The organism is Rhodovulum viride, from assembly GCF_003265965.1.
Lineage (GTDB): Bacteria > Pseudomonadota > Alphaproteobacteria > Rhodobacterales > Rhodobacteraceae > Rhodovulum > Rhodovulum kholense.
Genome location: NZ_MUAV01000003.1, coordinates 158806 through 179680, shown reverse-complemented (window position 1 = coordinate 179680; position 20875 = coordinate 158806). Strand labels below are relative to the sequence as shown.

The window sequence follows — 20875 nt, the reverse complement described above, 5'->3', positions numbered from 1 at the left end:
GCCAGATCGTCAACCCCCTCTGCCGAAATAGTCCGCAGAGGGCGCTGCCGTCGCAGCGGCAAGCAGGTCCCGGACGTATACGGCCACCGAGCGGAAACAGATCACCCCGAAGCGGTCGTTGCTTTCGCACCAGATCGCGGCGGGCACCTGGGCCAGCCGGGTCCGCCGGAAACCGCCGGGCCGGAACGCGCCGGGCGCCATGTCGGCGGGTGTCAGCCGGGCCAGAACCTCGCGCCCGCCCGTGCCGTAAAGCCGGAAGACCGCGCGCGCGTCCGACATGTCGGCGACCGTGGCATGGCGTGCTTTCAGCGCGCGCCCCAGCGTCTCGATCGTGCGCGGCACCTCGGCATAGGGCAGGAACAGCAGCAATTCGTCCGGCGCCATCCAGGCGAGCCCCCGGTCGCCCTCGATGGTCCCCTCCAGTTCGCCCGGCAGGTCGATGCCCGTCACCCCGGTCGCGGCATTGCGGAGCTTCGCATCCGCCAGATCGCCCTTGAGCGCGATCATGCCCTGCAGCGGCCCCTCCTCGATCCGGGCCAGCCCATCGGCGCGGAAGCCGCCCAGGGCCGACACCGATGCAGTCACGGGTTCAGACATTCTGTTTCTCCCCTTCCGGGTCGTAGAAGACCGGGCTGACGATCCGGGCCTCGCGCGTGCTGCCATCGGCGCAGGTGAAGGCGATCACCTCGCCCATGCGGTCGGGTCCGTGCAGGACAAGCCCCATGGCGATGCCCCGCCTGAGCGTCGGCGAATAGTAGGTCGAGGTCACGCGGCCCTGCGTGTTGCGCTGGCCATTGGCATTGCGCCCCGGCGCCGCCGCATAGACCCCGTCCGGCAGGACCGACCCGTCCAGCGTTTCCAGCCCGACAAGCTTCCAGCGGGTCGGGTCGGTCATGTGGCTGCGCGCCTGCGCGCGCTTGCCGATGAAGTCGTCCTTCTTCTTCGACACCGCCCAGTCGAGCCCCAGATCCTGCGGGATCACCGTGCCGTCGCTTTCGTCGCCGATCATGATGAAGCCCTTCTCGGCCCGCAGCACATGCAGAGCCTCGGTGCCATAGGGCGCGATCCCCAGATCGGCCCCCGCCGCCAGACAGGCATCCCAGAAGGCCCGCCCCTGCCCGGCCCGCACCGCGATCTCGAAGCTCAACTCGCCCGAGAAGGAAATCCGGTAGACCCGCACCGGGAAGCCGCCAAGCTCGCCCTCGGTCCAGGCCATGAAGGGCAGCGCCTCCTTCGACAGATCCATGCCCCCCAGCCGGTCCAGCACCTCGCGTGCCTTCGGGCCCGCGACGGCGATCTGGGCGAATTGCTCGGTCTGGTTGACCACATGGACCTTGAGGTCCCACCATTCGGTCTGGAGCCATTCCTCCATGTGCTGGTGCACATGCTCGGCCCCGCCCGAGGTGGTGTGGCACAGGAAGCTGTCCTCGGACAGCCGCGCCACCACGCCGTCATCCATCAGGAAGCCGTTTTCCGAACACATCAGGCCATAGCGGCAGCGGCCGACCTTCAGGGTCGACATCATGTTGGTATAGACCCGGTCGAGGAAGACGCCCGCATCGGGCCCCTTGACGAGGATCTTGCCCAGCGTCGAGGCATCGAGCAGCCCCACCGCCTCGCGCACCGCCAGAACCTCGCGCCGGATCGCGGCGCCGTGGCTTTCGCCCTTGCGGGGGTAGCAATAGGGGCGGCGCCAGTGGCCGACAGGTTCGAAATGGGCGCCCTGCTCCTCGTGCCAGTCCTGCATCGGCGTGCGCCGCAACGGCTGGAAGGTCTCGCCGATGCCGGGGCCCGCGATGGCGCCGAAGGTCAGGGGCGTGTAGGGCGGCCGGAAGGTCGTGGTGCCGACGGCCGGGATCTCGGCGCCCAGGGCATCGGCCAGGATCGCCAGACCGTTGACGTTGGACAGCTTGCCCTGATCCGTCGCCATGCCGAGCGTTGTGTAGCGCTTGGTGTGTTCGACGCTTTCATAGCCCTCGCGCGCGGCCAGCTGGACGTCCGACACCTTCACGTCGTTCTGGTAGTCGAGGAACATCTTCATCCTCAGCTCGGGCCCCGCCCGGCGCGGCAGCATCCAGGCGGGCTCGACCGGCTTCTGCTCGGGCGCCGAGGCGACCGCATCGACCGGTTCGGCGTCAAAGCCCGCGGCCAGCGCCGCAGCCGCCCCGGCCCGCGCCGCATCGAGCTGGCAGCGCTTGGCCAGCAGCGCGCCATTCGCGGCCCCCGCGGCGTGGACGAAGGTGCCCCCGTCATGGGATTTCGGCGCGCGCTCGGCATCGGGGCGGAAGCTGGCCTGCTTGGCGTCCCAGAAGAGCTTGCCGCCCGCATGGGACCACAGATGGACGGCGGGCGACCAGCCGCCCGACATCGCCACCGCGTCGCAGGCAATGCGGTCGGTCGGATAGCCCTTGCCGTCGACCGGACCGATCCCGACCGACCGGACCCGCTTGCCGCCCGCCACATCGACCACGGTCATGCCGGTCCGGACCTCGATCCCGGCCTTGCGCGCGATCTTCGGCAGCGGCCCCTCGGCGCTGGCGCGGGTGTCGAGGATCGCGGGCACCTCGAGCCCCGCCTCAAGCAGACACAGCGCGGTGCGATAGGCGTCGTCATTGTTGGTCAGAACGACAGTGCGGCGGCCGGGCGCGACCGCCCAGTTCTCCACGAAGTCGCGCACCGCCGAGGCCAGCATCACGCCCGGCACGTCATTGCCCGGGAAGGCCAGCGGCCGTTCCAGCGCGCCCGCCGCGACGATCACCTGCCGGGTGCGGATCTTCCACAACCGATGGCGCGGGCCGCCCGCGTCCGGCGCGTGGTCGGTCAGCCGCTCATGGGCCAGGGCAAAGCCGTGATCGTAAATGCCCACGCCCTGACAGCGCAGCCGGAGCGTGACATTCGCCATGCCAGACAGGGTCGCCACGGTCTGCGCGACCCAGGCCTCGGCCGGGTGCCCCTCGATCTCGACCCCGTCGACCGGAGCGCGACCGCCCCAATGGGCGGTCTGCTCGACGACCAGAACCCGCGCGCCCGCCCGGCCCGCGACCAGCGCCGCCTGCAACCCGGCGACCCCGCCGCCGACGATCAGCACATCGATATGGACGTGGAAATGTTCGTAGCTGTCGGGATCTTGCTCGGACGGCGCCCGGCCAAGTCCGGCCGATTGCCGGATCAGCGGTTCGTAGATGTGTTCCCAGAAGGCCGCGGGCTTGAGGAATGTCTTGTAGTAGAAGCCCGCGGGCAGAAAGCGCGACAGCTTGCTGTTGATCGCGCCGATATCGAAGGCAAGCGAGGGAAAGCGGTTCTGGCTTTCCGCCACAAGCCCGTCGAACAGCTCGGTCGTGGTGGTGCGCTGGTTCGGCTCGAACCGGCCGCGGGTGCCAAGACCCACAAGGGCATTCGGCTCTTCTGCGCCCGAGGCGACGATGCCGCGCGGGCGGTGATACTTGAAGGACCGGCCGACCAGCATCCGGTCATTGGCCAGCAGCGCCGAGGCCAGCGTGTCGCCCGCGAACCCGTGGCACTCGGCCCCGTCGAAGGCAAATCCCAGACGCGCGCTGCGGTCGATCAGGCGACCGCCCGAAGACAGGCGAAAGCTCATGCCCGGCCCTCCCAGGCAAAGCCCGGCACCCGGGCGGCAATCTTGTCGAGAAGCTCGCGCGGCGGCTCGGGGGTCTGGGCGGGATAGGTGCCGTAGACTTCCAGCGTCACCGTGTTGCGCGCCGCATGGAACCACTTGCCGCAGCCATGGGCGTGGCGCCAGCGTTCGAAGTGAACGCCCTTGGGGTTCTTGCGATGGAAGAGATAGGCCTCGAATGCCTCGGCATCCGCGCCCGGGCCGACGCGCGCGATATGCGCCTCGCCGCCCGGGGCCAGTTCGGTTTCCTCTGCGGCGGCGCCGCAGCAGGGACAAGTCAGGACAAGCATCGCGCCCCCTCGGTCCGGTTCAGTGACTGGCGGACGGGGGCACGGTGACGGGCCCCCGGATTATTCGTCGGGAAGCGGGAAGACCTGGGCTTGCTGGGTGCCGCTTCCGGCATAGTACACATGGGCGCCGACGACGCCGAGGAACAGCGGGAAGAGCACCCCCCCCACCAGACCGATCCACTTGGCAGCGGATGCGGGCACCAGTTCGTCGTAGCTCGAGTTATTCTCAGACATGCGCGGCTCTCCGAATTGCTTTTGGCGCAACTTATGCAAACCGCGGGATGGGTCAAGACGACCAAAGGACCAGAACGCCCGTCTGCGACACCGCGGCTCAGGTGCGCAGAGCCTGGAGCGCGGCTGTTAACGGCCTGTAAAGGCTGACCGGGCCGGGAGACCGGCGCGAGTCGGGCTGTCGCGGCCGAGGGCCAAGCGGCGGGACCGGCGGCTGGCATCAATGCGCCACCCCGGCGGCAACGCTTTCATCGACGAACCGGCCCGCGCCGAAGCGGTCGAGCCCGAATTCCGCCGCCAGCGGCCCAGGCTCGCCCTTGGCCACAAGCTCGGCCATCGCCCAGCCCGAGCCGGGGATCGCCTTGAACCCGCCAGTGCCCCAGCCGCAATTGATGAAGCAGTTGCCAAGCGGCGTTTTCGACAGGATCGGCGAGCGGTCGCCGGTCATGTCGACGATGCCGCCCCATTGGCGCAGCATCTTCAGCCGCGAGATGATCGGGAAGGTCTCGATCAGGGCGCGGATCGTGTCCTCGACATGCTGGAAGCTGCCGCGCTGGGTGTAGTTGTTGAACCCGTCGGCGCCGCCGCCGATCACCAGCTCGCCCTTGTCGGACTGGCTCATGTAGCCATGCACGGTGTTGGCCATGACGACGGTGTCGATCACAGGCTTGATCGGCTCCGACACCAGCGCCTGCAGCGCCACCGACTCGATCGGCAGGCGGAACCCGGCCATCTCGGCCAGCACGCCCGAATGGCCCGCCACCACGATCGCGAGCTTGCCGCAGTCGATGGCCCCCTTGGTGGTCTCGATCCCGGTGACCTTGCCCGCCTTCTGCCGGACCGCGGTGACCTCGCATTGCTGGATGATGTCGATCCCCATCGCCGAACAGGCGCGGGCATAGCCCCAGGCGACCGCATCGTGGCGCGCGGTCCCGCCCCGCTTCTGCCAGAGCGCGCCCAGAACCGGATAGCGCGGCCCGTCGATATTGATGATCGGCACGATCTCCTTCACGCGCTTCGCATCGACATATTCGGTGTCGATCCCCTGCAGCACGTTGGCCGCCGCCGTCCGTTTCCAGCCGCGCGCCTCGTGTTCGGACTGGGCCAGCATCAGGCAGCCGCGCGGGCTGAACATCACGTTGTAGTTCAGATCCTGGCTCAGCCCGTCATAGAGCGACCGCGCCTTCTCGAAGATCGCGGCCGAGGGGTCCTGCAGGTAGTTCGAGCGGATGATCGTGGTGTTCCGGCCGGTATTGCCACCGCCAAGCCAGCCCTTCTCGATCACTGCGACATTTCGCACGCCATGGTTCTTGCCCAGATAATAGGCGGTGGCGAGGCCGTGCCCGCCCGCGCCCACCACGATGACGTCGTAGCGGGGCTTCGGTTCGGGCGAGGCCCAGGCCTTTTCCCAGCCCTCATGGTAGCTGGCGGCCTCACGGGCAATGGCGAATGCGGAATAGCGTTTCATGGCCACGGGCGAATCCCCTTGGGTTTGCGGGCTCTTTGGCCCCGTTTAAGCACCCTGCTCCGGCGCCCCCCTGCCCGCCAGCGGCATGCCATCAAAAGAACGCGACACCGGCGCCGAAGGCAAGGGGTCGAACCGCTTTGGTCTTTCGAAACCGGGCCAAGCATACTAGATCGGCTGGGGCAGGCAGAGAGGGGGCCCCTATCCCATGACCTTTATCGTCGTCGCCATCGGCATGGCCGCCGTGATCGCCGCGGTTCTGACGCTGACGCTGATCCGGGGCCGCCGCGGCGACGAACCGGCCGCAGCCTACGACCTGCGCGTCTATCGCGAACAGCTCGACGAGGTCGAGCGCGACCTTGCGCGCGGCGTGATCGCCGAGGACGAAGCCGAGCGCATCCGCACCGAGGTGTCGCGCCGGGTGCTGGAGGCCGACCGCAAGCTCGCGCGTCAGGCCGCGACCGGCCAGGCCCCGAAGGCGCTGAGCCTCGTGGCAGGCATCGCGGTGCTGGCCGTGCTGCTGGGCGGCGCCTGGATCACCTACAGCTACAATGGCGCGCCGGGCTATGCCGACCAGCCGCTCGATCTGCGCAAGTCCGAGGCCGCCGACTACCGCGAAACCCGGATGCGTCAGGCCGAGGCCGAGGCCAAGGCCCCGCCGATGCCCGGCCTGCCCACCCCCGACGCCGAACATCTGAAACTGGTCGAAAAGCTCCGCCAGGTGGTGACCGAGCGCGGCGACGATCTGCAGGGGCTGGAGCTTCTGGCCCATAACGAGGCGGCGCTGGGCAACTTCAAGGCGGCCTACGAGGCCCAGGCGAAGGTGATCGCGCTGAAGGGCGCCCAGGCCACCGCCAACGATTACGCCACCGAAGCCGACATGATGGTGCTGGCCAGCTCGGGCTATGTGTCGCCCGAAGCCGAGGCCGCGCTGGAACAGGCGCTGAACCGCAATCCGCAGAACGGCACGGCGCTTTACTACTGGGGGCTCATGCATATCCAGACCGGGCGGCCCGACATCGCCTTCCGGGTCTGGCGCGAGTTGCTGAACGTGTCGAAGGCGGATGACCCGTGGCTTCCCATCGTGCGCGAGCAGATGCCGAACCTCGCCTGGTATGCGGGCGACGAACGCTATCAGCTGCCGCCCATGCCCGCCGCTGGCGGCGCCCCCGGACCCAGCGCCGAGGACATGGCCGCGGCCGAGGACATGACCCCCGAGGCCCGGCAGGAAATGATCCGCGGCATGGTCGCCCGGCTGTCGGCGCGGCTCGCAGATCAGGGCGGCAGCCCCGAGGAATGGGCGCGGCTGATCGGCGCGCTCGGCGTGCTTGGCGACCGCGAGCAGGCGGGCGCCATCTGGGCCGAGGCACAGCAGACCTTCGCCGCCCAGCCCGATGCGCTGGCCACCATCCGGCAAGCCGCGCAATCGGCGGGCGTGGCCGAGTGAGCGTGCACGACACCCCCGAGGACTTCGCGGCGGCGCTGACCCGCCCCGCCGCGCTGATCGGGCTCGATTTCGGCGAAAAGACCATCGGCGTCGCGGTGTCGGACCCGTTCTGGACCGTGGCGAGCCCGCTCGAGACGATCCGGCGCAAGAAGTTCACCCTCGATGCCGGCCGGGTTCTGGACATCGCCCAGGGCCGCACCGTGGGCGGCATCGTGCTGGGCCTGCCGCGCAACATGGACGGGACCGAGGGCGCGCGCTGCCAGTCGACCCGCGCCTTCGCGCGCAACCTGTCGCGGCTGACCGAGCTGCCCATCGGGTTCTGGGACGAACGGTTATCGACCGTCGCGGCCGAACGCGCGCTGCTCGAGGCCGACACCTCGCGCCGGCGCCGGGCCGAGGTCATTGACCATGTGGCCGCGGGCTATATCCTTCAGGGACTGCTGGACAGACTACGGAACCTGACCGCCGCGCCATGACCGACACCGACGCCCCGATCGAGACCCCCTGCATCCGCACCTGCCGCGTCGACTGGGACAGCCGGCTGTGCATCGGCTGCCTGCGCAGTATGGAAGAAATCGGCATGTGGGGCAGCATGACCCCCGCCGAGCGCCGCCGGATCATGGCCGAGCTGCCCGCACGCCGCGGCCGGATCCGCCCCGACGCCGAAACGGGGCTCCCCCGCCGGAAACGCGGCTGAGCGCGAAGGGCGCCCAGCCCTCTGTCAGTCTTCGGTCAGTATAAGTGGCAAAGCAAAACCGACTTTTGTGCCCCTTCTCTGGCCCGGTTCACGGCGCTCCGCATGAAGGACAGACAGGGGACAAGCTGTCATTCGTGAAAAATGCAGCCAACGGCAGGAACGAGCCCAAATTGACTGATGCTGCACGGTCTGCGAACGTCTTACTATGAGTTTCACCGAGTCCCGCGACAAATGAGACGATTATTGCGCCGTCTACTAGGACGACCGCCAAGAACCCATCAAACTTATGAGAAGCGGGCAGACGATCTCTTCATTCCTTTCGATCTCGCATGTGGTGATATTCGCCCCGTTTCTGGTGATTTCCGAATTGTTTCATTCGCCCAACCCGGAGTTGTCTATGACATCTCACTCTCCAACCAGACTTGTTCTTGCCCTGATTTCGTTCATCGGAGCGATTTTCCGGTAAATAACCTTTCAAGATGGTGCAAGCACCTTATGGCTGCGCTGAGCGATGAAGGCACCTTTGAAAAAATCGGGGAATGGCACAAAGCAATAGCTGACGCACGCCATGGTGGGCCCATCGGTGCGTTCACGGTAACTACGGAAAAGTCTCAGGTCTTTCTTTTGACTGCGGGGCGCAATCCTGATTGGATCAACGTATTTGGCAGAACACGCAGAAAAGGCGAACAGGCGCACCAAGCGAGCGGTCCGATCCGAGAATTTGGATGGTGTATCTCACAACAGCGTTGGTCTTATGGCGAAGCCCCGCCTGGAGCGCGCGAACTCCGAAGATTGTTGCTGAAAATCAATGAAATTCAGTATTTATAACCCCACCCGAATCCGAATTATTTCAGCCATTTAGTTCTGATTTCCAGGTAATGGGAGTTTGGGAAAACGAACATTGGCGCAACCGCCCCAAAAGGCAGCTCCGTCCACATTGCTTACCACCGCGGGGATCGCCGCGACGGACTGGATTGGGTCGGAATCTCTTGGCACTCAGGTCAGAGTTGCCAGGCACGGCCCACCGGCAGGATTCAGAAAATTCGCCGGGCGCAGTCGGAAATGCGCAGCATTCGACAGTCAGTCCTCAGCCTGGGCTTCGGCCCGGGTCTTGCCCGACACTTTCAACGCCAGCGTGGCGGCCATGAACTGGTCCAGATCGCCGTCCAGCACCCCCTGCGTGTCCGAGGTCTCGACCCCGGTGCGCAGGTCCTTCACCATCTGATAGGGCTGCAGCACGTAGGACCGGATCTGGTTGCCCCAGCCCGCATCGCCCTTGGCCTCGTGCTGGGCGTTGATCTCGGCGTTGCGCTTGTCCAGTTCCAGTTGATAGAGGCGCGATTTCAGGGCCTTCATGGCGATGTCGCGGTTCTGGTGCTGGGATTTTTCCGAACTGGTCACGACGATGCCGGTCGGCATGTGGGTGATCCGCACCGCCGAGTCGGTGGTGTTCACGTGCTGTCCGCCCGCCCCCGAGGACCGGTAGGTGTCGATGCGGATGTCGTTCGGGCTGACCTCGATCTCGATATTGTCGTCGACCACCGGATAGACCCAGACCGACGAGAACGACGTATGCCGCCGCGCCGCCGAATCGTAGGGCGAGATCCGCACCAGCCGGTGCACGCCCGATTCCGATTTCAGCCAGCCATAGGCATTGCGGCCGGTGATCTTGTAGGTGGCGGACTTGATCCCCGCCTCTTCGCCCGCGCTTTCCGATTGCAGCTCGACATCATAGCCGTGCTTCTCGGCCCAGCGCACATACATCCGCGCCAGCATCGAGGCCCAGTCGCAGCTTTCGGTGCCGCCCGCGCCCGAGTTGATCTCGAGGAAGGTGTCGTTGGCATCGGCCTCGCCGTCAAGCAGCGCCTCAAGCTCTTTCGCCTCGGCCTTCTCGCGCAGCGCCTTCAGCGCGGCCTCGGCCTCCTTGACGACCTCCTGGTCGCCCTCGGCCTCGCCCAGCTCGATCAGCTCGACATTGTCCTCAAGCTCCTGGCGGATGCCCTTGTAGGTGTCGATGGCATCGACCAGCGCCTGCCGCTCGCGCATCAGCTTCTGCGCCCGGTCGGGGTCATTCCACAGCTCGGGGTCCTCGGCCATGGCATTGAATTCTTCCAGCCGGTGCTGGGCGGTCTCCCAGTCCAGACGCTGGGCCAGAAGCCCCAGCGACCTGCGGATGTCCTCGACGGTATTCTGCGCCTCTGCACGCATCGGGCGAAGCCTCGCTGATATAGTGTCAGGTGGGGGTCATATCCCGAGGGGCCGGGACGGGCAAGCGGGCGAGACCGGAAAGCGGCCCCCGACCGCCCGCCGTTTCGTCAGTAAAGCCCGCCCGAGGACAGCGTTCCGAAACTGGCCTTCGGTCCCACGACCGCCTTGCGCCCGGTCGAGGTGGTGACCTCTTCCGAGGGGACGTCTTCGCCGGTGTCCTGCTCGCCCCGGCCGAAAAGCGGCAGGTTCGAGCCCATGGCGAAGCCGCCATCGATCATGGCCCCGATGCCGAAGATCGGCTCTTCGCCCGCGCGGAAATATTCGGCCACCACATTCTCGCCCGACGCGTCATCTGCCAGACGCTCGCCGGAATAGCGGTCGATCTTGATGAAATGCCCGCCCGGCGGCACCTTGAACGGCCCGCCGCCATATTTGGCGGTGGCGACCTTCATGAACTCGTTGAAGACCGGCGCGCACATGGATCCGCCAAAGGCGCCGCCCCCCAGACTGCGCGGCCGGTCAAAGCCCATGTAGCAGCCCGCCACGATGTTCGAGGTGAAGCCCAGGAACCAGACATCGCGCGCGTCATTGGTGGTGCCGGTCTTGCCGGCCGTCGGCACGCCCAGATTGACGCGCCCCGCCGCCGTGCCGCGCTCGACCACGCCCCGCATCATCGAGGTCAACTGATAGGCGGTGATCGCGTTCATCACCCGCTCGCGGTCCGAGACCACGGTCGGCCCCTGCCCTTCGGGGATCGACAGCGTGCCGCAATCGGTGCAGACCCGGTCGTCATGGCGGTAGATGGTGCGGCCCTGGCGGTCCTGCACCCGGTCGACCAGCGTGGGCTCGACCCGTTCGCCGCCATTGGCGAACATCGCATAGGCCGCCACCATCCGGTACAGCGTGGTCTCCTGGCTGCCCAGCGCATTGGCCAGATAGGGTTCGAGCCGGTCATAGACCCCGAATTTCTCGGCATAGCGGGCGACGGTGTCCATCCCGACCTCGCGCGCCAGCCGCACCGTCATCAGGTTTCGCGACTGCTCGATCCCGGTGCGCAGCGGCGTCGGACCGTAATACTTGTTCGAAGAGTTCTTGGGCCGCCAGATCGTGCCACCGCCGGTATCGACCTCGATCGGCGCGTCGATGACGATCGTTGCGGGCGTGAACCCGCTGTCAAGCGCCGCCGCATAGACGAAGGGCTTGAAGGAGGAACCCGGCTGGCGCGTCGCCTGGGTCGCGCGGTTGAACACCGACGCCTGGTACGAGAACCCGCCCTGCATCGCCAGCACCCGGCCGGTATTGACGTCCATCGCGACGAAGCCGCCCTGGATCTCGGGGACCTGGCGCAGCGTCCAGCGGATAAAGCCGCCATCGTCGCCGGTCATGCGCCGCACCAGCACCACGTCGCCGATCTTGAAATTGGCGCGGAAATCGCCGCGCAGCCATCCGATATCCTTGCGCGGCACAACGGGGGGTTCGGCCTCGGTCGCCTCGACGCCCTCGATCCCCAGCCGCATCTGCTGGTCCTCGATCTTCAGCACCACCGCCGGATGCCAAGGCCCGTCAAGCCGGATGTCGCGCGGCACATCGGTCGCCGCCAGCGCGGCGCGCCAATGCTCCTCGGTATCGAGCTCGGCCGGGTCGATGGTCTTGCCGGTGCCGCGCCAGACGCCGCGGCTGCGGTCGTATTTCTCAAGCCCCCGGCGCAGAGCCTCTGCGGCCTCCTCCTGCAATTCGGGGTCGAGCGTCGCGCGGATCGTCAGCCCGCCGCCAAAGAATTCCTCCTGGCCGAAATCCTGGCTCAGCTGGCGGCGGATCTCGTCGGTGAAATAGTCGCGCGGCGGCAGGCTGGCGCTGAAGGGCGGGAAATCGCCGTTCTGCACCGTCTTCAGCGGCGCGGCCAGAGCCGCCTCATAGGTGGCATCGTCGAGATAGCCGTTATCGTGCATCTCGTGCAGCACATAGTCGCGCCGGGCCACAGCGGCATCGTGGTTGCGCACCGGATGGTAGTTCGAGGGCGCCTTGGGCAGCGCCGCCAGATAGGCGGCCTCTTCGGGCTTCAGCTCGCTCAGCGTCTTGTCGAAATAGGTCTGCGCCGCGGCCGCCACGCCATAGGAGTTCTGCCCGAGGAAGATCTCGTTGAGATACAGTTCGAGGATCTGGTCCTTCGACAGCGTCTCTTCGATGCGGGTAGCCAGGATCAGCTCCTTGATCTTGCGTTCCCCGGTCCGTTCGCCGCCCAGAAGGAAGTTCTTCATCACCTGCTGGGTGATGGTCGAGGCGCCCCGCACGTTCCGGCCCCGGCTTTTCACGGCATCGAACAGCGCCGCCGCCATGCCGCGCGCGTCATAGCCGTGATGGGTGTAGAAGTTCTTGTCCTCGGCCGAGATGAAGGCCGCCTTGACCAGATCGGGAATTTCCTCGGCGGGCACGAACAGCCGCCGCTCTTCGGCGAATTCGTCGATCAGCCGCCCCTCGCCCGAATAGATCCGGCTGATGGTCTTGGGCTGGTAGCTGGCCAGATCCTCGTGATCGGGCAGATCGCGCGCATACATCCAGAAGACCGCGCCGATCATCAGGACGGCGGCCGCGACGCCCAGCGTCGCGAAAGAAAAAAGCGCCCCGATAAGGGACAGGAAGAACCGGATCACCCGCGCGTGCCTCTGTGCCGTTGTCGGCTCTCTATAGGGCTTCGCACCCGGCGGGTCAAAAGCAAGAGCCCCGGATCGGCGCCGCGCGGCCGGTCCCCGAGGTCACATCGGCGGGAGGTCGGGCCCCCGCCCCCTCGTTCAGGGCCGGGCACGCACCGTCATCGTGTCGCTGGCGGTCTGGCCCGCGCCGTCGGTGACGGTGACGCCGATCTCGTAGCTTCGGTTTTGCTCCAGCACGATCCCGACCCGGGGGCCGCTCAGGTCGGGCCGCGCCAGCCCGTCGACCGTCCAGCGCGGCGCACAGCAGCCGATGCCCTCCTCGACATCGACGCTGCGGGCCTCGACGTCCAGCTTGCTGCCCATCTGCACCGCGGGCATGCCAAGACCCGGGCGCGGGCGCACGATCTCGACCAGCGGCGGGAAATCGGTTCCCGCAAAGCGCGCGGCCAGCGCCAGCCGGACCGGACGCTCGGCGTTCAGGAACCGGCCGAGCCGCGGATCGGGCGCCTGCCCGGGCGGCAGGTCGGTGGCCCCGGACCAGGCGCCGTTCAGCAGAAGGCCGCGCAGCGCATCCGCGCCCAGCCCCGGATCGGCCGCCGCGATCAGCGCGGCCACCCCCGCCACCAGCGGCGCCGCGACCGAACTGCCCGAAAGCGCCTGCGTCCAGCCCTGCGCGGGCGGCGACGTGCCCGCGCCCGGATCGGCCCCGGCCAGGATCGCCACCCCGGGCGCGTAGATGTCGATGCTGTCGCCGTCCTGCCCCGGCGTGCCGGGCATCGCCCCCACCGCCGAGAACTCGGCGATCCGCACATCGTCCTGACCCAGCGCGCCGACGCAGACCACACCGGTCAGTTCGCAGGGAACGCGCCGGGCGGTTTCATGGCACGCTCCCGGCACGCCCTCGACGCAGCGCACCGCGTCGATATCGGCCCGGTCGTTCCCGGCGGCGGCGACCGCCAGCGTTCCGGCGCGGTCGAGCGCCGCGATCCCCAGATCGAGCGCCACCGTCGACCAGGCCCAGAGATCGGGCACGGTGGCGGCAAAGCTCATGTTCACCACACGGGGCACGGCCGCGGCATCGGGCGCGGTCCTGTCCGCGATCCAGGCCAGAAGCGACCAGCTTTCGAACCCGTCGAGGGTCTGCAACTCGACCGGCCCCGCCACCGGACCCGCCGGACCGGCCACGGCGCGCATGTTGCCAACCGGCGCCGCCATGATCTCGGCCACATGCGAGCCATGCCAGGGACAGACCGCACCCCCCGCGCAGGCCCGGTCGCCCGGCCTGCCCGCCGCGGCGCCCCGAATCTCGGGCATCGAAAGATCGAGCGCGTCGTGAAACCCCTGATCGATCACCGCGAGCGGAATCCGGCTGGCGGCCATCGCACGGCCGGTATCGTCCAGAAGACCCGCCGCCTTCAGCAGATGCCAGGCGCCGGTCACCCCGATCCGCGCCGCGCCCTCGCCGTTGAGATAGGGCAAATCGAACGGGTTGACGAAGCCCGCACCGGCGGGGGTGACGCCCTCCAGCAGGATCTCGTTGTCAAGCGCCACCGGCTCGAAGATCCAGTTCAGCCCGACCGAAACCTCGCCCGCCAGCTGCAGGTCGAGCGCGGCGGTCAGCGTGTCCCGCGCGGCCTCGGAGGACACCTCGTAGACCCGGGTGAACCGGTGCGGGGACGCCGCCTCGACCCGGTCGAAGACCGCATCATCCGGCGCCCGCCGGGGGTCGAGCCGCACCCGCAGAAGGCTCAGCGTGCGGCCCTCGGGTGTGCCCACGGTCAGCCGCAAGGGCGCGCCGATCGGGGTCCCGATCCGCGCCGCTGCCGCCTCGGCCGCGGCCGGGCTGTCGGCCACAAGGATCAGCTCGCCCAGCACAAAGCCCGCCGCGACCGCGCCGCTCCGGACCAGCCCGGCCGCCCGCAGCGGCCCGGGCCGCAGATCCTCGGCTCGCCGCTCAAGGGCCGGTTCGATCCGAAGCGCGGGCCGCAGGACGGGCCGCGTCCGGTCCTCGGGTTCGGAAAGGGCGATGCTGAACTTCTCGATGAGCGCGGCGGGATCAAGCCGCCCCGGATCGTCGCCTTGCGCCGCGGCCGTCCCGGCCAGGCAAATGGCAAGCGCAGGCAGGAAATGCCTCATGGCCAAAACCTCGGAAAATTCGAAACCGTCTAAAACCGACCGCGAGGATCGGCGCGGAAGGGCGCAGCTGTCAAGCGTGGGCCGCTTCAGCGCCCCAGCGCGGCGCCCATCCCCGGTTCGGGAAAGCAGGTCGCGGGACGGCCCGCGCTTTCCTGCCAGCGGCCGATCTCGCGCCGGGTCTTGAACCCCGGCAGCCCGTCCACCCCGCCGACATCGCGCCCCCGCGCCTCGAGCGCGCGCTGGATCGTGGCGATCCCGGCCCGGTCAATCCGACCCAGGGCCGCCCAGCGCCCGGAAAAGCCGCCCGAGCCAAAGCCGATGCGGTCGCCCAGATGGCCCACGTAAAGCGCGTAAAGATCGCTCATGTTATAGGCCTTGAGCACATAGAAATTGGGCGTCACCAGAAAGGCCGGGCCATGCCGCCCGGCGGGCATCATCAGAAAGCCCTCGCCCCGCCGCTCGTGCTCGGGGAAGGGGCGGCCGGACACGCGGGTCACGCCCAGAGCCTCCCAGTCGGCGATGCTTTGGCCCCGGTCGGGCCCTTCCAGCGTGCAGGAGACCGACGCAGGCACCCGCACCTCGAAGCCCCAGTCGCGCCCGGCCTGCCAGCCATGGCGGGCCAGATAGGTGGCGATCGAGGCGACCGTATCGGGGCCCGAGCGCCAGATATCGGCGCGCCCGTCGCCATCGCCGTCAGTGGCATGGGCCAGATAGGACGAGGGCATGAATTGCGGCTGGCCCATCGCGCCCGCCCAGCTGCTTTTCATCTGCGCAAGCGGCACCGGCCGGGCCTGGGCAATCTTCAGCGCCGCCACGAGTTCGTCGGCGAAATAGTCGGCGCGGGTCGACATGAAGCCCTTGGTGCCGAGGACGCGAAAGAGGTCATGACGGATCGGGGCGCGGCCAAAGGCGCTTTCCCGGCTCCAGATCGCCAGCACGATCCGGCCGGGCACGCCGGTCGCGCGTTCGGCAGCCGTCAGCGCCCCGGCCTGACGCACCGCCATCTGCCGCCCGGTGGTCGCCGCGCTCCGCAGCCCGCCCTCGTCGAAATAGGCGGCGGGCGCGCCGAATTCGGCCTGGCGCTGCGGTCCGGGTGCGGCGGCCTGGCCCGGCGGCACCAGATCGGGCAGATCCCAGTCCAGCCGCACCCCGGAAAACGCCGTCTCGAAGGTGGTGCGCGACACGCCCTCGGCCCGGGCGCGCGGCCAGATCCGGGTGTCGAGCCAGGTGCGGAACTGCCGCTCGACCGCCGCCCGGTCGACCGGTTGCGCCACCGCCGCGAAAGGCATGGCCATCAGCATCAGCAACAGAAGGACGGATCGGATCACGGCGGGCATCGGGTCTCCTGTCCCCGGCCTAGCGGCGCAACAGCGCGGCCTCGGCGGCATCGGTTTCGGCCCAGGCGCGCAGGGCCTCGACGATTCCGGCCGCCGCCCGCGCGCGCCAGTCGGGCGAGGTCAGGTTCTCGCGGTCATCGCGCGAGGACAGGAACCCCATCTCGATCAGAACCGACGGGATGTCGGGTGCCTTCAGCACGGAAAACGCCGCCGACATGTGCGGCGTCTTGTAAAGCTGGCCGACATGGGCGCCGAGCCCGGCGACGATCGCCTCGGCCAGCCGTTCCGAGCGGGGCTGGGTATCGGTGCGCGCAAGATCCATCAGAACGCCCGCGATCACGTCGTCCTTGTCGCTGAGATCGACCCCGGCCAACAGCGCGTCGCGGTCGTGGCGTTCGGCCAGTTGCGCCGACGCCCTGTCGGTCGCGGTGTCCGACAGGGTGTAGACCGTGGCGCCCGAGGCATAGCCATCGGCCAGCGCATCGGCATGCAGCGACAGGAACAGATCGGCGCGGGCGGCGCGGGCGATGTCGATCCGGGTTTCCAGCGGCACGAAGACATCCTCGGCGCGGGTCAGCACCGGGTCGAACCCGGCCCGGGCCAGTGCCTCGGCCAGCTCCTTGCCAAAGCTCAGCATCAGGCTCGCCTCGCTGATCCCGGCGCGCTCGGCCCCCGGATCGATGCCGCCATGGCCGGGGTCGATGACCACCCGAAGCGGGCGGCTGCCATCGTTGCGGCGGGGCGGCGGCGGCAGCGGCTCGGGCGCGGGCAGGCCCCAAAGCGCGGTCTGGGCGGGGGGGCCGGCCGGAGCAGCCGCCCGCGCGGGATCGGCCGGGCCAAGCTGCACCGTCAGGCGGGCGCGGCCCGAGACCGGATCGCGCGGCATCTCGGCCGAGGCCAGCGCCATCGGCGCCGCGAGGTCCAACACCAGCCGCGACCAGCCCGGGCGGATCGTGCCCGCCCGCGCCGCCCTCACCCGGTCGCTGCCGGTCAGCGCAGCGGCGCTGATCCCGCGCCAGTCGACCTCGCGGAAATCGACGACCAGCCGCGGCGGCGCCTCGAGCGTGAAGACCCGGTAGGGCACCGGCTGGCTGAGATCGAGCTGAAGCGCAACGCCCCCGCCCGGCAGATCTTCAAGTGCAGACGCCGCCAGATCGGGCCTGGCCAGCGCCGACAGCGGCTCGGCCGCCGCCGGACCGGCGACGCCCAGCCAAAGCGCGGCGAGCGCGCGAAAAACCAATGAAATTGCCGTCATAGCTGCCCGATCACCCCGGTCTTTTCGGGCAGCATAGCGCATGCGGGCAGAGTTCGCCACGCTTGCGGCGCGGGTCTCAGAACCCGGCGGCCTTGCGCAGCATGTTACCCGCGACGAGGATCAGGAAGACCGCAAAGACCCGTTTCAGCGGCTTGGGGTCCATCGCATGGGCCAGCCGAACGCCCAGAGGCGTCGTGATCAGCGTCATCGCGATGATGACCAGAAAGGCCGGGATGTTGACCGCGCCCAGCGTGAAGGGCGGCCGCGCCCCGTCGGGGATCTGCACGAAGAAGAAGCCCAGAACCGAAGGCACCGCAATCAGCACGCCAAAACCCGAGGCGGTCGCCACCGCGCGATGGATCGGCGCGCCATGAAGCGTCATCAGCGGCACCCCGAAGCTGCCGCCGCCAATCCCCATCAGCACCGACAGGAAGCCCACGACCGGGGACAGAAGCGCCCGCTTGAGGCCCTTCGGCATGGTGTCGCCTAGCCGCCAGTCGCTGCGCCCAAGTGCCATGTACAGCCCGACCACCATGGCGAGCCCGCCGAAAATGCCCTGAAGCACGACGGACCGCAACGAGGCCGCGACCAGCACCCCGATGACCGCGCCGACTGCGATGCCGGGCGCCCAGCCCTTCAGCACCTGCCAGTCGACCGCGTCCTTCTTGGCATGGGACAACACCGACCGGGTCGAGGTCACGATGATCGTCGCAAGCGAGGTCGCCAGGCAGATCTGCATCAGATAGGCGCTGTCATAGCCGAGACTGTGGAAGGCGTAGAAGAAGGCGGTCACCAGCACGATGCCGCCACCGACCCCCAGAAGCCCGGCCAGAACGCCCGCGATCGCGCCGATCGCCATTAGCAGGACCAGCATGGCCAGAAGCGTCAGTGTGTCGGGCATCGCGCGTCTCCTTCGTCTTGCGGCCCGTGCTTATCCGAGCCCGGACGGAAGGGCCAGCCCGCTCCGCCTGCTTCGCTTCCGGACCAGGGCCGTCCGGGCGTGCTGCACGGGCAAAGCCGCTTTGGCGCCCCGCCCTCTGTCGGACGATTGGCCGGGGGCACCGGTGCCGGGCGGCTCGGACCCGCGCAGTCTGGGGCCTGACGCGCCTTTCCCTGGCATCCTAAGTCCCCTTCGAGACGGCGCACGCGTCGCGCGGGGCGAACCGCGTCCGGCGAGCGGGGCGAGCCGTCATGCTCCGATTGATCCGGATCTCGGTGCGGACCGTTTCCGGCCATCCGATGTGCGGTCCGACAACTGCCTGTGAACCACGCATCAGAGGTTGGGCCGTTCGGCCGGGGACCGGCCAGCAGATTGGTCTTGTGTCGGTTGCACCATGCTCGTTCCCGGGCCCAAGAATAGATCTTGAAACAATTCGTGGGTTCCAAATGCGGTCACAAGCCCCCTTTTCCTCCGCCCAACATCCCGTTTCTTCTGCGCCTGGACGACGGCGAAAAAGGTTCAGGTCAATTCCGTGCAATCCGGCCAGTCCTGCGGCGCGCCCCCTGGGGGCCGCGGGCTGTGCCGAAGGACCGCCCCCGTCACGGCTTTCTCGGTCTCGCCGAGAACGCTCGAGCGCAGGTCCTTCGGACCGGTCTTGCGATCCTCCACCATCTCGCGCTTGCGCCACTTCGCGATGGCCTTCGAGTTGATCCAGAATGCCCGGCTCGGCGCCGCGGCTGAAGCTTGCGATCGGTTCGTATTGCGGTTCTGACCGCGCGCGTGCTCGTGGCGCAGCCGTGACCGCCTCGTCCCGAAAGGTTTCCGTCCACTGCAGCGAATGAACGCACCATAAGTCCTTAGGATCAAACACCTAAGGGGTGATTGCATAAGCAATCCCGAATGGCGATCCTGAACAGCCTGCGCGGTCTGTCCTGCCTTCTGGTTTCGAAGGAGCGGCGATTCATTGACACGATCCCGGGCTCAGAAACCAGCCGCTCCGCGCCAAAACCGATCAGACCGACATTCGGGTTGCTTTGGCCAGTCAGGCCCGCCAATCTCGGCTCGGACATTTGCAGCCAGACTTGGTTTTACGTTCGATGCTCGAAGATGCTTTCGCAAATTTCGGCGAACGCTTGGGGAATGCGCGACAGGGCACCAGGTGAATTTCATCATCTGGCCCATCATTCGGCAGATGTCGCCGCAGGTTCCCTAAGCCTGATTGAACGACCAAAATTCCGGGCACGGGCGAATGCGGCTCAGGGGCGGCCGGTGCCCGAGATTAGCCCTGAAAAGGCCGCAGCGGCCTTCCCTGCGGGGAAGGTTTCGGGCTGGGGCTGGAGGGCTCAGGAGGCCGTCATGGGCCGCGCGCTTCCGGACCGGATGCCCCGCGATCGGGTGTTCGTCGGCACCGGGGCTCAGACCGGCACTCAAGCATTTCTTCTGCGGCCTTCTCACGCTGGCGGACTGGATCGGATCGGACCAAAAAGCGTTTCCATTCGAAGGCAACGTCCGTCCGGACTATTGGAAGACCGCGCGCGATCGCGCGAACAGGCGGGGGGCCGATATCGGGCTTGCCGAGGGCAGCTTGCACCTGCGCAGTGCGCCCGGCTGGGCCTTGATTTCCGGCCACCCGTCGCACGCCCCGCGGAGCAGGCCGTCGGAGCCCTGCCCGCCGACGAGCGCCTCGTCTTGCTGGAGGCCGAGACAAGATCGGGCGAGACCGAGGCCGCGCCTTGGCGCTTTGCCACTCTGCTGGCCGCCGGAGAGGTCGATGCCCTTTACTTCGCCGTGCCGACGCGGGCAGCGGCGCAGCACCTGCTGCGAAGGGTCAATGCCGCGCTCTTACGCATGTTCGACCCCGCCCCCGAGGCCATTCTCGCGGTTCCGGGGCAGCTTCTGTCGGGAGAGGCCGCAGGCAGGCCCCTGCCGGGTTTCGCAGGGCTTTGGGACGACACCACAACCCGGCCCGCGCGTTGGGCTGCCGAACATGTTGCGCGATGCCTCACAGCGCAAGTGGCCGTGGGGACGGTCGATCGGCTGGCCCTCGGCGGCTTGCGGGTGAAATATGGGCATCTGCGCGGCAGCGCGCGGTCCAGGGCGCTTGTGGTGATCGACGAAGTACATGCGTCGGATGCCTGCATGACCGAGGTGCAGCTTGCGATGCCGCTCGCCCTGACCTGCTGCTGGCCATCGACGGGCAACCGCCGCTCCATCACAGCCGCTTCGCAGCCGAGGATCGCGCGACGCAGACGCTGGAACAGTCGCTCGACCTTTGTGCCGATCTGCCGATCACCTCGCGCAACCACGACCTGAAGCGCGAAATCGCATTTGAGACGGCGTCACAGGACTGGCTGTTCGCGCTGGTCAGCCCGCAGACGATGGAGGGGTTTGGCGGGGCCGGGAATGCGGCTTTGCCCGGATGAACGGTGGGGCGTCCTCGCGAGCCATGCTGTCCCTGGCCCCGGCAAGGGCGAGGTCGGCCGAGATCGATCCGTCTGCCTGGCGGGCTCGGGATGTGCGCCGCCTGTTGGCGGGGCGCGCGGGGCTTTCCGGCAAGGCGCTGCCTTGGCTCGCCCGCCGGCCC

Annotated in this window: 16 protein-coding genes; 5 read left to right on the top strand and 11 right to left on the bottom strand. The window is 68.1% G+C overall.

Features of this window, described 5'->3' with window-relative positions; genetic code table 11:
* Positions 1-9: 9 nt before the first annotated feature.
* The 5 genes from BYZ73_RS03565 to BYZ73_RS03550 form a co-directional block, all read right to left on the bottom strand.
* Entirely contained in the window at positions 10-597 is a 588-nt protein-coding gene (locus tag BYZ73_RS03565) for a sarcosine oxidase subunit gamma (protein ID WP_112314926.1), read from the bottom strand.
* The gene (locus BYZ73_RS03560) at positions 590-3598 is read right to left on the bottom strand and encodes a sarcosine oxidase subunit alpha family protein (protein WP_112314925.1); all 3009 of its coding nucleotides are present in this window, start codon (positions 3596-3598) and stop codon (positions 590-592) included. Before BYZ73_RS03560 ends, BYZ73_RS03565 begins: the two co-directional genes overlap by 8 nt.
* Entirely contained in the window at positions 3595-3924 is a 330-nt protein-coding gene (locus tag BYZ73_RS03555) for a sarcosine oxidase subunit delta (RefSeq protein ID WP_108022925.1), read from the bottom strand. Before BYZ73_RS03555 ends, BYZ73_RS03560 begins: the two co-directional genes overlap by 4 nt.
* 60 nt (positions 3925-3984) lie before the next feature.
* Positions 3985-4158, bottom strand: coding sequence for a hypothetical protein (locus tag BYZ73_RS22625; RefSeq protein ID WP_158272268.1), 174 nt, complete (start codon positions 4156-4158; stop codon positions 3985-3987).
* 217 nt (positions 4159-4375) lie between these two features.
* Positions 4376-5623, bottom strand: coding sequence for a sarcosine oxidase subunit beta family protein (locus tag BYZ73_RS03550; protein ID WP_112314924.1), 1248 nt, complete (start codon positions 5621-5623; stop codon positions 4376-4378).
* 205 nt (positions 5624-5828) lie between these two features.
* Between BYZ73_RS03550 and ccmI the strand changes: the two genes are divergently transcribed.
* The 4 genes from ccmI (at position 5829) to BYZ73_RS03530 (ending at position 8592) form a co-directional block, all read left to right on the top strand.
* The gene (ccmI, locus tag BYZ73_RS03545) at positions 5829-7067 is read left to right on the top strand and encodes a c-type cytochrome biogenesis protein CcmI (RefSeq protein ID WP_112314923.1); all 1239 of its coding nucleotides are present in this window, start codon (positions 5829-5831) and stop codon (positions 7065-7067) included.
* A gap of 2 nt (positions 7068-7069) precedes the next feature.
* A complete protein-coding gene (gene ruvX / locus BYZ73_RS03540; RefSeq protein WP_108022919.1) occupies positions 7070-7543 on the top strand; it encodes a Holliday junction resolvase RuvX in 474 nt (157 codons plus the stop codon).
* Positions 7540-7764, top strand: a complete 225-nt coding sequence (locus BYZ73_RS03535) for a DUF1289 domain-containing protein (RefSeq protein ID WP_112314922.1) — start codon at positions 7540-7542, stop codon at positions 7762-7764. The genes ruvX and BYZ73_RS03535 overlap by 4 nt, the downstream gene beginning before the upstream one ends.
* Before the next feature lie 243 nt (positions 7765-8007).
* On the top strand, positions 8008-8592 hold the full coding sequence (locus BYZ73_RS03530; protein ID WP_181497947.1) for an SWIM zinc finger family protein: 585 nt from the start codon (positions 8008-8010) through the stop codon (positions 8590-8592).
* Positions 8593-8844: 252 nt separating this feature from the next.
* Here BYZ73_RS03530 and prfB read toward each other — a convergent pair whose 3' ends face one another.
* The 6 genes from prfB to BYZ73_RS03500 all read right to left on the bottom strand — a co-directional run bounded on the left by prfB (position 8845) and on the right by BYZ73_RS03500 (position 18252).
* A complete protein-coding gene (gene prfB / locus BYZ73_RS03525; protein WP_075785786.1) occupies positions 8845-9972 on the bottom strand; it encodes a peptide chain release factor 2 in 1128 nt (375 codons plus the stop codon).
* Between the two features lie 107 nt (positions 9973-10079).
* Complete coding sequence (locus tag BYZ73_RS03520; protein WP_112314920.1) at positions 10080-12623, bottom strand: penicillin-binding protein 1A; 2544 nt, start codon at positions 12621-12623, stop codon at positions 10080-10082.
* Between the two features lie 138 nt (positions 12624-12761).
* On the bottom strand, positions 12762-14759 hold the full coding sequence (locus BYZ73_RS03515) for a S8 family serine peptidase (RefSeq protein WP_112314919.1): 1998 nt from the start codon (positions 14757-14759) through the stop codon (positions 12762-12764).
* A gap of 86 nt (positions 14760-14845) precedes the next feature.
* Positions 14846-16096, bottom strand: coding sequence for a lytic murein transglycosylase (locus BYZ73_RS03510; protein ID WP_112314918.1), 1251 nt, complete (start codon positions 16094-16096; stop codon positions 14846-14848).
* A gap of 19 nt (positions 16097-16115) precedes the next feature.
* Entirely contained in the window at positions 16116-17351 is a 1236-nt protein-coding gene (locus tag BYZ73_RS03505; protein ID WP_112314917.1) for an N-acetylmuramoyl-L-alanine amidase, read from the bottom strand.
* 76 nt (positions 17352-17427) lie between these two features.
* Entirely contained in the window at positions 17428-18252 is an 825-nt protein-coding gene (locus BYZ73_RS03500; protein WP_112314916.1) for a sulfite exporter TauE/SafE family protein, read from the bottom strand.
* A 939-nt stretch (positions 18253-19191) separates the two neighbouring features.
* Here BYZ73_RS03500 and BYZ73_RS22345 point away from each other — a divergent pair.
* Positions 19192-20604, top strand: a complete 1413-nt coding sequence (locus BYZ73_RS22345; protein ID WP_146746251.1) for a DEAD/DEAH box helicase family protein — start codon at positions 19192-19194, stop codon at positions 20602-20604.
* Positions 20605-20875 lie beyond the last annotated feature (271 nt).

Bases quoted from the DNA above. Each gene is read 5' to 3' on its own strand.
- BYZ73_RS03565 (WP_112314926.1), bottom strand. From the start codon at position 597: ATGTCTGAACCCGTGACTGCATCGGTGTCGGCCCTGGGCGGCTTCCGC.
- BYZ73_RS03560 (WP_112314925.1), bottom strand. From the start codon at position 3,598: ATGAGCTTTCGCCTGTCTTCGGGCGGTCGCCTGATCGACCGCAGCGCG.
- BYZ73_RS03555 (WP_108022925.1), bottom strand. From the start codon at position 3,924: ATGCTTGTCCTGACTTGTCCCTGCTGCGGCGCCGCCGCAGAGGAAACC.
- BYZ73_RS22625 (WP_158272268.1), bottom strand. From the start codon at position 4,158: ATGTCTGAGAATAACTCGAGCTACGACGAACTGGTGCCCGCATCCGCT.
- BYZ73_RS03550 (WP_112314924.1), bottom strand. From the start codon at position 5,623: ATGAAACGCTATTCCGCATTCGCCATTGCCCGTGAGGCCGCCAGCTAC.
- ccmI (WP_112314923.1), top strand. From the start codon at position 5,829: ATGACCTTTATCGTCGTCGCCATCGGCATGGCCGCCGTGATCGCCGCG.
- BYZ73_RS03535 (WP_112314922.1), top strand. From the start codon at position 7,540: ATGACCGACACCGACGCCCCGATCGAGACCCCCTGCATCCGCACCTGC.
- prfB (WP_075785786.1), bottom strand. From the start codon at position 9,972: ATGCGTGCAGAGGCGCAGAATACCGTCGAGGACATCCGCAGGTCGCTG.
- BYZ73_RS03515 (WP_112314919.1), bottom strand. From the start codon at position 14,759: ATGAGGCATTTCCTGCCTGCGCTTGCCATTTGCCTGGCCGGGACGGCC.
- BYZ73_RS03510 (WP_112314918.1), bottom strand. From the start codon at position 16,096: ATGCCCGCCGTGATCCGATCCGTCCTTCTGTTGCTGATGCTGATGGCC.
- BYZ73_RS03505 (WP_112314917.1), bottom strand. From the start codon at position 17,351: ATGACGGCAATTTCATTGGTTTTTCGCGCGCTCGCCGCGCTTTGGCTG.
- BYZ73_RS03500 (WP_112314916.1), bottom strand. From the start codon at position 18,252: ATGCCCGACACACTGACGCTTCTGGCCATGCTGGTCCTGCTAATGGCG.
- BYZ73_RS22345 (WP_146746251.1), top strand. From the start codon at position 19,192: ATGGCGATCCTGAACAGCCTGCGCGGTCTGTCCTGCCTTCTGGTTTCG.